Source organism: Paenibacillus sp. FSL R7-0333, from assembly GCF_038000365.1.
GTDB classification, from domain to species: Bacteria; Bacillota; Bacilli; order Paenibacillales; family Paenibacillaceae; genus Paenibacillus_AQ; species Paenibacillus_AQ silagei.
In genome coordinates this window covers 3886524-3899539 of sequence record NZ_JBBOBZ010000001.1, presented here as the reverse complement: position 1 = coordinate 3899539, position 13016 = coordinate 3886524, and the positions used below count along the sequence as shown (strand labels likewise).

General features: G+C 55.5%; 9 protein-coding genes. 5 read left to right on the top strand and 4 right to left on the bottom strand.

Translation table 11 applies throughout. The annotated features are described in order from the left end of the window. The first annotated feature begins 36 nt into the window (after positions 1–36). Positions 37–1524 (top strand): glutamate synthase subunit beta, encoded by a 1488-nt coding sequence (locus tag MKY86_RS16250; RefSeq protein ID WP_076079328.1) that lies wholly within the window; start codon positions 37–39, stop codon positions 1522–1524. Positions 1525–1639: 115 nt separating this feature from the next. Here the strand turns inward: MKY86_RS16250 and MKY86_RS16245 are convergent, their stop codons facing one another. Next, positions 1640–3640: a methyl-accepting chemotaxis protein gene (locus tag MKY86_RS16245; protein WP_076079327.1), complete on the bottom strand. Its 2001-nt coding sequence runs from the start codon at positions 3638–3640 to the stop codon at positions 1640–1642. Positions 3641–4162: 522 nt separating this feature from the next. Here MKY86_RS16245 and MKY86_RS16240 point away from each other — a divergent pair. Both MKY86_RS16240 and MKY86_RS16235 read left to right on the top strand, forming a co-directional pair. Continuing rightward, positions 4163–5869, top strand: coding sequence for a proline--tRNA ligase (locus MKY86_RS16240; protein WP_076079326.1), 1707 nt, complete (start codon positions 4163–4165; stop codon positions 5867–5869). 86 nt (positions 5870–5955) lie between these two features. Beyond that, positions 5956–8235 (top strand): type IA DNA topoisomerase, encoded by a 2280-nt coding sequence (locus tag MKY86_RS16235; protein ID WP_076079325.1) that lies wholly within the window; start codon positions 5956–5958, stop codon positions 8233–8235. Positions 8236–8319: 84 nt separating this feature from the next. Here MKY86_RS16235 and MKY86_RS16230 read toward each other — a convergent pair whose 3' ends face one another. The 3 genes from MKY86_RS16230 to MKY86_RS16220 all read right to left on the bottom strand — a co-directional run bounded on the left by MKY86_RS16230 (position 8320) and on the right by MKY86_RS16220 (position 10861). After that, on the bottom strand, positions 8320–9057 hold the full coding sequence (locus tag MKY86_RS16230; RefSeq protein ID WP_076079324.1) for a DsbA family protein: 738 nt from the start codon (positions 9055–9057) through the stop codon (positions 8320–8322). A gap of 109 nt (positions 9058–9166) precedes the next feature. Next, positions 9167–9919 carry an HAD family hydrolase gene (locus tag MKY86_RS16225; RefSeq protein WP_076079323.1) on the bottom strand — a complete coding sequence of 251 codons (753 nt, stop codon included), beginning with the start codon at positions 9917–9919 and terminating at the stop codon, positions 9167–9169. A 24-nt stretch (positions 9920–9943) separates the two neighbouring features. After that, entirely contained in the window at positions 9944–10861 is a 918-nt protein-coding gene (locus tag MKY86_RS16220; protein ID WP_076079322.1) for an ArsR/SmtB family transcription factor, read from the bottom strand. A gap of 160 nt (positions 10862–11021) precedes the next feature. Here MKY86_RS16220 and MKY86_RS16215 point away from each other — a divergent pair, with 160 nt between their 5' ends. Together MKY86_RS16215 and MKY86_RS16210 are read left to right on the top strand one after the other, a co-directional pair. Continuing rightward, positions 11022–12182: an MFS transporter gene (locus MKY86_RS16215; protein ID WP_076079368.1), complete on the top strand. Its 1161-nt coding sequence runs from the start codon at positions 11022–11024 to the stop codon at positions 12180–12182. A gap of 89 nt (positions 12183–12271) precedes the next feature. Then, positions 12272–12997 (top strand): phosphonate ABC transporter ATP-binding protein, encoded by a 726-nt coding sequence (locus tag MKY86_RS16210; RefSeq protein ID WP_036726471.1) that lies wholly within the window; start codon positions 12272–12274, stop codon positions 12995–12997. Positions 12998–13016 lie beyond the last annotated feature (19 nt).

Here is a 13016-nt window from a genome sequence, read left to right as displayed (position 1 = left end):
ATCAACACGAAGAGAACGGATGGGGGAAACGTATATATGTCTACACCTACTGGATTTATGGAGTATAAGCGCCAGCTCCCAGGGGACCGCGATCCCGAGCAGCGCGTGAAGGATTGGGAAGAATTCCACGAGCATCTGACCGAGGACGAGCTTCGGACCCAGGGTGCCCGTTGTATGGATTGCGGCACACCGTATTGCCACACCGGCATGGATATGAGCGGCGGTACTTCAGGCTGTCCCGTGCATAACCTGATTCCCGAGTGGAATAACCTGGTCTACCGTGGCTTGTGGAAGGAAGCGCTGGAGCGCCTGCACAAGACCAATAACTTCCCTGAATTCACCGGCAGCATCTGTCCTGCACCCTGCGAGGGCTCCTGTACCGTCGGTCTGATTGGACAGCCTGTTACGATTAAGACGATCGAGCTGGCCATTGTGGACAAGGGCTTTGAAGAGGGCTGGGTAGTCCCGAGTCCGCCGGAGAAGCGTACAGGCAAACGGATCGCCATTGTCGGCTCCGGTCCGGCAGGACTGGCCGCAGCCGCCCAGCTGAACAAGGCGGGTCACACGGTAACGGTCTTTGAGCGCAGTGACCGGATCGGCGGCCTTCTGATGTATGGCATTCCGACGATGAAGCTGGACAAACGTGTCGTACAGCGCCGCGTCGATCTGCTGGCTGCAGAAGGTATCGAGTTCGTAGTTAACACTGAGATTGGCAAAGACATTCCGGCGCAGCAGCTGGTGGATGAATATGATGCCGTTGTTCTCTGCGGCGGCGCGACCAAGGCAAGACGCTTCAATGTGGAGGGCCATGACCTCAAAGGGGTTATGTATGCCATGGATTACCTGAACGGCACGATCAAAAGCTATCTGAATTCCAATCTGGAGGATGGCAATTACGTATCCGCCGCAGGCAAGGATGTCATCGTACTTGGCGGAGGCGACACCGGCTCTGACTGTGTCGCGACCTCCCTGCGCCATGGCTGCAACAGCATTACCCAATTCGGCACGCATGACAAAGCGCCGCTTACGCGTGATCCGATTGCCAACCCTTGGCCGCAATTCCCGAATGTCTATACGCTGGATTATGCCCAGCAGGAAGCCAAGGCGGTCTTCGGTGAAGATCCGCGCGAGTTCTCGATCATGACGACGAAATTTGTCGGTGATGATGAAGGCAACCTGAAGGAACTGCACACCGTGCAGATCCGCCGGACGGTGGACGAGACAGGACGGAAGATCTACCAGCCGGTTCCGGGCACCGAGGCTGTCTATCCGGCCCAGCTGGCGCTGATCGCGATTGGCTTCGACGGACCGGAGCAGGATATCATTGAGCAGCTTAAGCTGGATACGGACCGCCGTACCAATGTGAAGGCCCGTTATGGCAAATTCAACACGAATGTGGATAAAGTATTCGCAGCCGGAGATATGCGCCGCGGACAGAGTCTGGTGGTATGGGCTATCAACGAGGGACGCGAAGCAGCGCGTGAAGTGGATAAATACCTGATGGGTTCGACTGTACTTGCTTGACCCTATATGTACGAAAAAGCCGTCCTTCAGCATTGCTGAGAGACGGCTTTTTATTATGCTCTTATTATGCTGCTATATTATTGAATGGCCTTCACCGCTCACATGATCACGGGGGCTAGTCTTCCAGCTTGAACCGTTCAATCTTAAGCTGCAGATCGCCCGCCATCCTGGACAGCTCCGTAGAGGAGGCGGAGATCTCTTCCATGGAAGCGAGCTGTTCCTCTGTAGCTGCTGTTACACTCTGGAAGGCGTCAGAAGTAGAACGGGAGATGCCGGAGATCTCGTGAACGGAAGCGGCGACCTCCTGCGCTCCCGCTGACATCTGCTCGGTAATAGCCGAGATGTCATGCAGCTGGCTGTTGATTTTGGCCGTAGACTGTTCAATGCTGTTGAAGGATTCCTTGGCTTCGGCGGTAACCTGAATACCCAGCTCAACATCAGCTGCAACGGTATGCCGGATCGCTTCATAGGTCTGGTCGATCAACCGGGTCATCTGTTGGAGGGTATCTTGAATATCTCCGGCGGTATTCTTCGATTGATCGGCCAGCTTCCGCACCTCAGCAGCCACGACGGCGAAGCCCCGGCCCTGCTCTCCGGCCCGGGCCGCTTCAATGCCGGCGTTCAGCGACAGGAGATTTGTCTGTACGGCGATCGCCGAAATTGCACTGCTCATCGCGGACACCTCATCGTTCAAGCCGTTTAATTGCCCGATCAGCTGCGAAGAGTGGTGGGTAGAGGTCCGGATGGCATCCATTTGCTGGCTGACCTGTTCCATCTTCCGGCTGCCGCTGCGCACATCTGCTTCAGTGCTTGCGGAAGAATCGACGATGGAGGCGGCGGCTTCGGCGATCCTTTGAATACCGGAGGACATTTCCTCCATCGCGCGCGAGGTCTCTGCCATGGCCGAGGTCTGTGTCTGCGCACCCTCGGAGGAGTCCTGCACCAGTTCAGCCACGTAAGCGGTGGCTCTGGAGTTCTCTTCGGTGGTTGCATTCAATTGCTGGCTGGAGGCTGCGAGTTGTCCCGAGGTGTCCGAAATATCCGATACGATGCCGCGCAGAGAGCCTACCATCAGGTTGTAATTCTGTGCCAGCTGACCGATCTCATCCACCCGGTTCATCTGAATCTGCTCATTCAGATAGCCTTCGCTTACCCGCTGTGCAGAACGGTTCAGGCTGCGGATCGGCTTCGTGATGGAGCGGACAATCAAGTACATCAGGGTTAGGGCGACAAGCAGGGCAACAGCCAGAACCATCAGTCCGGTATAGATAATGGGCTGTGAGGCATCCGAGAATTCTTGGGTAGGCAGGATGCCGACAATTTTGAAGCCGGTGTTCGGATCGGTTGTATAATAACCCTGCATGTCCATCTCCGTGTCCGGATTGGTATAGTGCAGGTCCCCGCTGTCGTTTGCCAGCATTTTCACTATATAATCTGCTACATCCTCACCTGCTGCTTTGCCGGGATAAGAGACGAATTTATCATTACGGTCCACAATGTAGAAGTAGCCGGTTTCACCCGGATGGGTAGTATGGATTCTTTCACTCATTGCCTTGAGATTGAGGCTTGTGGTCACAGCTCCTTTGCCATCCTCCAGCGAATGGGAGATGAACAGCGTATAATTGCCGGTTGTTGCGGAGACAAAAGGATCAATGATTGTAGTGGTACCGGCATTCTGCATGGACGCCTTATACCAGTCCCGTGTACGCGGATCATAATCCTGTTTGCCGGGGTCCGGAGCCTTCATCCAGGCACCTTGTTCGTTGCCCGCCGTAAGAATCTCCAGCTCAGGATGTGCCTTCATGAACTGATCGATGAGTGTGCGTGTTGCGGGAGCCTTCACATCGAGCCCGGAAGACTCAATCTGGCGGCTGAGCAAATCTACATTCCGCATAGCAGCGGATACATATTCTTGGATGGTCCCGGCGACCAGATCGACACTGGAATGCGTGGCTTTCTGCATTTTAAGCTCCAATTCCCGTTTCGCACTGGAATAGGAGAAATAACTGACCAAGAGGATCGGGATCACTAGCATAATGGTAAACAGCATCATCATTTGTCTTTGCAGTGATCGTGATCTGAGCTTGCCGGTGAAGCGGTTGACTGACTTGAACATTGGAACGGTTCCCCCTCTGGTACATGGAAATCGGCTGGTAGCTAGCCGTTTCTCTCTAAATACCTCAACTCCTATTCGGTTTATCGACACATTCTTTTCAGATCTTAAGGATTTGGTGTAAAATATTTAATTGCATTCACAATCTATTCATCGCCCGCTTGACGCGACCTCGAATATCGTATAGATTAAGAACCAACATTTATAACGTAACAGCGTTGACCAAGGACCTGGTATCCGTAAACGCCGGAACAGAGAGGGGATTCACCGGCTGAAAGATCCCCCGAGTGCGTAAGACACCAATCCTGCCTTGGAAGCTGCAGCTTATGCTGAAGATGGGCATAAGTCTGCCGGAGCCGGCCGTTATCCGGTTTAGAGGACCGCAAACTTAGATAGTTTTGTGGTTGAAACAGGGTGGTAACACGGCGCATTCGTCCCTGACGGATGCGTCTTTTTTGCGTTCTCATTATGGCAGCGAAATGTTCTGGACCCGTTCACACTTATCGACGAAAGAGGCTGATCTGTATGCGTCAAACCAATCTATTAGTTACCACTCTGCGCGAAGCTCCTGCCGAAGCAGAGACAAGGAGCCACCAGTTGCTGCTGCGTGCCGGATATATCCGGCAGGTGGCCGCCGGGGTATACACCTATTTGCCGCTCGGACGGCGGGTGCTGCGCAGGATGGAGCAGATCGTGCGCCAGGAGATGGAGTCCGCCGGTGCGCAGGAGGTTCTCATGCCTTCGATGCAGCCGGCAGAGCTCTGGAGAGAATCGGAACGTTATGAGGTGTACGGCAAAGAGCTGATGAAGCTCCGGGACCGTCACGACCGTGAGTTCGTGCTGGGTCCGACCCATGAGGAAGTGGTTACAGCGCTAATGCGCTCAGAGATCAGCTCTTACCGGCGGCTGCCGGTGACTGTCTATCAGATTCAGACGAAGTTCCGGGATGAACGTCGTCCGCGCTCAGGGCTTCTGCGGGGCAGGGAATTCCTGATGAAGGATGCCTATTCGTTTGATACGGATTGGGAGGGCCTGGATCTGGCCTATCAGGTGATGTACAGCGCTTATGAGCGGATCTTTGACCGCTGCGGCCTGAAGTACCGGGCGGTGCAGGCGAATGCCGGAGCGATTGGAGGCAAAGGCCAAAATCATGAATTCATGGCCCTGTCAGATATAGGTGAGGATACGATAGCTGTGTGCTCCCTGTGCGGATATGCTGCGAATCTGGAGCAGGCGGAAGTGCGGAGCGGAGCCGAACCGGATAGACAAGATTTTGCCGGACGTCCTGCCCCTGAGCGATTCCATACGCCTGGCCAGAAGACCATTCAGCAGCTGGAGCAGGAGAGTCAGCTCACACCGCAGGATATCATCAAGACATTAATCTATACGGGCGAAGGTGGCACATTTGCCGTGCTGGTCCGTGGAGATCATGAGGTGAATGAGCTGAAGGTGCAAAAGTATCTCGGCTGCGGTGACATTATACTGGCTGATGCCATGCATGTGCAGGAGGCTGCCGGAACCGGAAGCGGTTATGTCGGTCCTGCCGGATTGTCCGTGCCTATCCTGGTGGATGCTGCTGTTGCAGCCATGACAGAAGCAGTCACAGGCGCGGGGGAAGAGGATTACCATCTGCGTGGAGTGGTGCCCGGCCGGGACTTTCCGCTGACGCAGGTGGGGGATTTCCGTAATGCGGTTACCGGCGACAGCTGTCCGCAGTGCGGCGAAGGGGAGCTGGATTTCCAGCAGGGCATCGAGGTAGGGCATGTCTTCAAGCTGGGCACGGTCTATAGTGAGAAGCTGGGGGCAGATTATCTGGATGCAGACGGCCGCACCCGGCCTATGGTAATGGGCTGCTACGGCATCGGAATCTCCCGCTTGCTGGCCGCAGTGGCTGAGCAGAACAACGATGACCAGGGGCTGATCTGGCCGCTGGGTCTGGCTCCATATACAGTTCATATTCTTCTGATGTCGGTCAAAGATACAGCGCAGCGGGAGCTGGCCGAAGCCCTGTATGCACGGCTGACTGCCTTGGGCATCGATACCCTGCTGGACGACCGCGATGAGCGGGCCGGGGTCAAATTCAAGGATGCCGGACTGATCGGCATACCGGTTGCGCTGGTGGTCGGCAAGCTGGCCGCAGAGCAAAGGATTGAATACATGGACCGCAGAACGGGTACCAAGGAAGTCATTGATATTGGCGAGGCCGTGCTGCGCGTAAGCAGGCCTCAATAATGAGCAGCGGATTTTGGGGGCCAGGAATGGTATAATAGACTACTGGACAACTTTTGTAATGAACCAAGGGTAAGGAGCGATTATTGTTGAAGACACTCATTATTGCGGAGAAACCGGACATGGGGCGGAATATCGCCGCCGCAATAGAACCGAAGGCCAAAAACTACCGTTCCTATCTGGAAGGGGATCAGTACATCATCACCTGGGCGATTGGGCATCTGATTGGCCTGGCAGAGCCCGAAGCCTACGACAATAAATATAAAAAATGGAACATTAATGATCTGCCGATCATCCCCGAGGAGTTCAAGCTGCTGCCCAATGCACGTACCATGGATCAGCTGAAGGTGATCGGGGAGCTGGCGAAGCGCAGCGATCTGCTGGTGAACTCCTGCGATGCCGGGCGTGAGGGCCAGCATATTTTCTCGCTGATCCAGCGCTACCTGGAGCTAAACCAGCCGGTGAAGCGCCTGTGGATCTCCGATCTGACGCCGGAGACGATCCGCAAGGGCTTCCAGGAGCTGAAGGACGGATCGGAATACGAGAATCTGACCAAAGCAGCCCGGGCGCGCAGCGAGGCGGACTGGCTGATCGGAATGAACGGCTCGCGCGCTTTTACCACCAAGCATAATGTACTGCTCTCTGTAGGCCGGGTGCAGACCCCTGTGCTGGCGCTGATCTATGACCGTCAGAAGACCATTGAAGCGTTCTCCTCGCTGAAGTTCTTTGAGGTGGAAGGGCATTTCACCCAGAATGAGCTGACGTATAAGGGAATGTGGCAAGGCGACCGGTTAACTGAGGGTGCGAAGGCAGAAGCGCTTGCAGCCAAGGTCAAAGGCAAGCCCGCCCGGATTGTTCTCTATGAGGTCAAAGAGACCAAGGAATATCCGAATAAGCTGTACGATCTGACGCTGCTGCAGCGTGAGGCGAACGGGAAATATGCTTTCTCCGCCAAGAAGACACTGGACATCGCCCAGGCGCTGTATGAGAAGCATAAGGTAATCTCGTACCCGCGTACCAACTCCAACTATGTCACGGAGCAGAATATTCCTGAAATGCACAAGACGCTGTCGGCCCTTCAGGGTACGCAATACGACGATTGGGTGAAGGGTGCGAACCGTAATCTGGTTCATAAAGGCAACAAGTTTATTTGTAATCCGTCCAAGGTCGAGGATCACCATGCGATTCTGCCTACGAACCGTAAGGCGAACGGGCTGAGTGCGGACGAGGCTAAGCTGTACGATCTGATTGTCCGCCGCTTCCTCTCCCAGTTCTACCCGGCTGCGGAATATAAGGTGCATACGGTGATGACCGAAGTGGAAGCCGAGAAGTTCAAGACTACGGTCAAGGAACTGCTCAGCCTCGGCTGGAAGGTGATTTACGCAGACCAGAAGAAGGACAAGTCCAAACCGGCCAAGGGTAAAGGCAAGGAGGAAGACGAGGAAGAGGAGCTTGAGGTGAACGAGCCGTTCTCGGTCAACGCAGACGGTGAAGTGCTCTGCAGCGATGCGATCGTGAAGGAGAAGGACACCCAGCCGCCAAAGCATTACACGGAAGGGACCTTGCTGAAGGCGATGGAGAGCGCAGGCAAGCAGATTGAGGACGAAGAGCTGCGCGATGCCATGAAGGATTCGGGGCTGGGTACTCCGGCCACCCGGGCCGCTACGATTGAACGGCTGAAGAATGTCGGCTATGTGGAGATGCAGGGGAAAAAGATCGCCATCACCCAAAAGGGGCGGACGGCGGTGGAGCTGATCCGCGGGGCAGGCGTGGAGCTGCTGACCTCTCCGGAAATGACCGGGCAGTGGGAGCGCCGCCTGAATGAGATTGCCCGCGGCACCGCAGCGGACGGGCAATTCATGGAGAACGTCAAGCGGTTCGCTTCGATGATTGTGGACAAGGTCCGCGTGCAGTCCCGCGCGGCCAAGACCTCCTTCGAAGGGGATACACCTTCGCTGAACAGCGGCGGCAAGGGCCGCAGCCCGGCTGCTGCGACGCGCAAGACCGCCGAATCCAAGGCGGCCGGGCGCAAGCCGGCAACGGCCAAACCGCGCAGCGCGGCGTCTGCCGCTGCCGGGAAGAGCGGGGATGCCGGGCCGAAGGTCATCGGCAGCTGCCCGCGTCCAGGCTGCGGCGGCATGATCTTCATGGGCCGCAAGGGCTACGGCTGCTCCCATTATAAGGAGGGCTGCGCCTTCGTGATCTGGAAGGAGAATCACGGGCGCACGCTCACCGACACCCAGGTGAAGGCCCTGATTGAGAAGGGCCGAACCGGGAAGCTGAAGCTGACCGGTGAGGACGGCGCGCCGCTTGAAGGCAAGCTGGTGCTGCAGAATATGGATACCGGCCAGCTGGCCGTGGAATCATAATTCCTGAATATCAAAAGCGCCCCGGCCAGATTTTCATGGCGGGGCGCTTTGTTATAGGATGATGAGCTTCACCTGCAAGAAAGATTAAGGGGATTCATTCAAAGCCTCTTCAATGGCGGCACTTAAGCCTTCATAGGAGGAATCCGGCAGCAGGACGCCGTTCACCATGAATTTCGGTGTGCCGTTGACGCCGTAGGCTCCGGCGATTTTGAAGTCCTCTTTGACATCGTACATATACGTATGGTTCTTCAGATCCTGCTCGAACCGCTCTTGGTCAATCCCTGCAATATTGTCCTTCACGAACTTAAGGATGAACTTCTGGGTTGCCCAGATCTTGCTCTCATCGCCCTGGCTCTCGTAGAGCTTGTGGAGATACTCCCAGAACTTCTCATTATTCTGCTGATAGATAGCTTCCCCCGCACTGGCGGCCAGGTAAGAGTCCCGGTCAATGAAGGCGAAGTTCATGAAGTAGAACTGGACTTTCCCGCTGTCTACGTAGTCTTTGATGAACGTATCCAGGTAGGAGGCGGTCCAATTTTTGCAGGCAGGGCATTTGAAATCGGCGAATTCAATCACCTTCACATTGGCGGATTCGCTGCCCAGATGCGGCTGCTTCTCGTATTTCAGCCCGTCTACCACGATCTTGCCCTTCACATCGGTGTAGTTGGGGAGATTATCGAGCGCCTCAGTGCCGGACGATTTGCCCTGTGTAAGGAAGAAGGCAAGAAGAGCGATCAGCAGCACGGCAATCACTGCAAGCAGCATAGGGAGCAGACGCCCGTGATTCGGGGTATTCCTGGAACGGTTAGCTTTGTTATTCATGGCCGGCCTCCTGCACGATGTGAAAATCTACTCAAATAGTATAATCATACCGGCGGCAGGCTGCCTATGCCATTTGTAACAATTGCCCGATTCTAATGATGCATGTCAATCAGCCGTGATGCTCCCGCAGCGCAGCGGTGCGGATCACCGGAGGCACCTCGTGAATGGCAGAGATGGTCATGACGGACTGCTGCATCTCCCGTTCCAGCTCAATCAGATTGTAGAGCCACTCATTCGGCTGCTTCAGGTAGATGCTATTGATCCCGGCAGTCAGCGCGGGCAGTACATCCGTACGCAGGGAGTTGCCGATCATCCAGGTGATTTTGCGGTCGAACGGATAGGTGGTCAGAATATTCTCAAGCGCCTCCACATTTTTGTGCTGGCGGATGTAGATGCGGTCATCGAAATAGGCGTCCAGCTTCATTTGGGCGATTTTGCGCTGCTGGATGGTGTCGTCGCCGCCGGTATAGAGATAGAGGGAATGGCCGTCCTGCTTGAGGGTATCCAGCGTCTCTACCATGCCGGGATAAGCTTCCACCTCCTGGTCGTACACACTCAGTCCCAGCTTCATCAGCTGACGCTCCTCGAAGGCATCCGGCTTGCGGTTATATTTGCTGCAGAAGTAACGGTAGGTGGCAATCAGCGATTTCGGGAAATTGTCGCTGGCCAGGCCGCTTGTGCTAACGGTCTCGACATCGATCTCCACCTGCTTGCTGCGCAGTTCGCCGATGGTAGGCTGGTAATCGCTGAACCAGTCAGACATCAGCTCGAAATATTGTCCAAGGATAAGGTCAAAATACTTATTGCAATGCACCAGGGTATCGTCGAGATCAAAGATCACTTGTTGGGTCAAATACTTCATGAGGTTCACTCCTAAGTTGGTCTGTTAGATACGGATGTAGGACTCCAGAAACATCTGGAGCTCCGAGGCCCCGTCAGGACGTATGCTGTAGCGTTCGGTGCCTTCACCGCGCAAATGGACCCGCAGAAGTCCGGCGACTCTTAGACTAAGCAGGTGATGCATCAGCATCTCCCGGGACAGGCTCAGCTCCGACTGCATCTCCCACAGTGTCTTCGGTTCGTTCGCTACGAAGCGCAGCAGTCTCAGCCGGGTAGGATCAGAGAGAGCCTGTGTTAAACGAAGCAGCACCGTTGGAGGCTCCTCCTCATTGTCTGAAGGGACATCTACCGGATATTGCACCAGCATCAGGTTCTTGTAGAAGCAATACGTGTTGATCGGCCGGTTATGCACGGTAGGCAGCAGCACAATCGTCTTCAGCCCGGGAATGTCCTCAATGACAATTCCGCCGGAAGCATATTCGATCAGCGGGACCATGTCCATTTTGCTCTCCAGCATTTTTTTCTCAGAGGCGTCTTCAATCAGCAGCGGCAGCAGGGTATGCTCCACATGGCGGAAATAATGCTCATACCATATCCGCAAAAGAGGCGTGTATCCGTTCTTGATCCGCGCGCATTCCTCGGCCGTGAATTGATGGAAGAAAGGCTCGGTCCGCCGGAGACAATCCTCCAGAGACAAGCTCTCCAGCTCAGCCAGGAACTGCAGCACCTTGGAAGCCTCGCCCCGGCTGTAGGCCCAGGCGTAGAGTACATCATAATCTTCGAACGGCCATTCGGCGGCCTGCTTCAGTGCAGCCAGCTGTGCGGGGGTGAAGCGGCCATCCACATCCCGGATCCAGTCGGTGCCGATGTCCAGATTGGAGGTCCATTTCTTGGTTACATATAACATGAAACTGTCCAGCAGTTCGTATACGGGGGAAACATCAATGCTCAGTTCATACTTCATTTAAGCCGGGTCACCTCCAGAAAATCAGTCACTTCTATATATTATCTCTTGTTTTGAAGAGGGTTGTCTACTATAATGTTCGGTGTTTGCCTGCATGGACATCAGGTTCGCACATCAATGAATTACATAGGAGGATTTATTTGTGTCAGATTCTACACCGATGCCGCATGGACAGAGCGGTAGAATGAATTATTCGATTTTGATTGCCGTGATTATTCTGGCAGGGCTGAGCCAGGGGATGCTGCTGCCGGTCTTATCTATTCTGCTGGAGCAGGAAGGCGTATCGTCCTCGCTGAACGGACTTAACGCGGCCGCCTTGTATGTAGGCTCATTTGCCATGACCCTGATTGCAGAAAGGGTACTTGGCGCCATCGGCTTCAAGAAGCTAATCGCCGCGGGTCTCGCGCTGGTGCTGGTATCACTCCTGCTGTTCCCGCTCCTTACCGGCGTGAAGGTCTGGTTCGTGCTCCGCGTGCTGGTCGGGATCGGCGATTCAGCGGTGAATTACGCCGCGCAGCTCTGGGTGCTGCTCATGACACCGGCGGAGCACCGTGGACGGAACCTGTCGCTCTACGGGATGTCCTACGGACTCGGCTTCAGCCTCGGACCGCTGGGCATCAGCCTGCTGCGGTTCGGGCAGCCCGCACCGTTCCTGATTACAGCCCTGCTGTTCGTAATCGTGCTGCTGATTGTGGGCTTCAAGCTGCCTGACTCGCGGCCGGAAGCTATGGATCACAGCGAAGGCCAGGCGAGCAGATTCGGCCGGAGCTACCGGCTTGCTTGGTATGCGCTGATTCCGGCGCTGCTATACGGCTATATGGAAGCCAGCCTGAACAGCAGCTTCCCGGTATACGGGCTGCGCACCGGATTCAGTGCAGACCAGATTGCCGCTTTGCTGCCCTTTGCAGGCATTGGAGGCCTGCTGCTCCAGCTGCCGCTCGGCATATGGAGCGACCGTTATGGCCGCAAGGCCATCCTGATTGCTGCGGGGACAGGAGGAGGCCTGGCCTTCACACTGCTTCCGCTTACCGGCGACCATTTCCTGCTCACCCTGCTGGTGCTGATGGTGGCAGGGGGACTTGTCGGCTCCTTTTTCTCACTAGGATTAAGCTATGCCGCTGATATCCTGCCGCGCAAGCTGCTTCCGGCTGCCAATGTAGTCGCTTCCTTCCATTATAGTCTGGGAAGTATTGCGGGGCCGGGCATCGGCGGGCTGCTGCTGCAATTCGGCTGGGGCGGCAGTGTGTTTGCCGTAATGGGCGGCCTGTATATTGTATTTGGGCTGGCAGGGTTATTGTTCTCGCCACGGAAGACGATATGAGGTAGAATAAGAACGAATGCTCGCATGGAATTTGATCCCGCTTTCAGAGTACACTATAGAGTAGAGTCGAAGACAGGAGAGGCTGACCTATGATTACAGTTGAACATTTGGCCAAAGCGGTCGGGGAAGATAAAACACCGGTGCTTCAGGATATCGGATTTCAATTAGAACCGGGAGAATTTGTAGCGCTGCTGGGAGCCAGCGGCAGCGGGAAATCAACACTGCTGCGCTGCCTGGCCCTGCGTGAGAAGTGGGACAGAGGGAATTTCAGGGTAGATGGGCAGGATATTATGAAGAGCCCCTTCGCCGGTAAACGTAAAATCCGCCGGGAATGGGCTTATCTGGAGCAGAATGCGGAGCTGAATCCGAACCGCACTGCACTGAAGAATGTGCTGATCGGACAGGCCTCCCAGACGCCGCTGTGGCGGATGGCTACAGGCATGGTCCGCTCAGATGATTATATGGGGGCGATGGACCAGCTTGATCTGCTTGGCCTGCTGGACAAGGCCAAGCTGAAGTCCGGCCAGCTCAGCGGCGGTGAACGTCAGCGTGTAGCCATTGCCCGGGCATTGGTCCACGGCGCCAAGGTCATCCTGGCGGATGAGCCGGTGACGGGCCTTGACCCCAAGACTGCGGAGAATGTGCTGGAGACCCTCCGCAATCTGTGCAAGGAGACAGGCCTTACCGTGCTTACGGTGCTGCCGATCGAGCTGGCCGAGCGTTATGCCAGCCGTCTGTGGGTGCTGGAGGACGGAAGAATCAAGCATGATGTCAAAGGACGCCGGCTAACCTCACAGGAGCGGCTACATCTGTGAAGTGAGGCAAGGCGTTCAG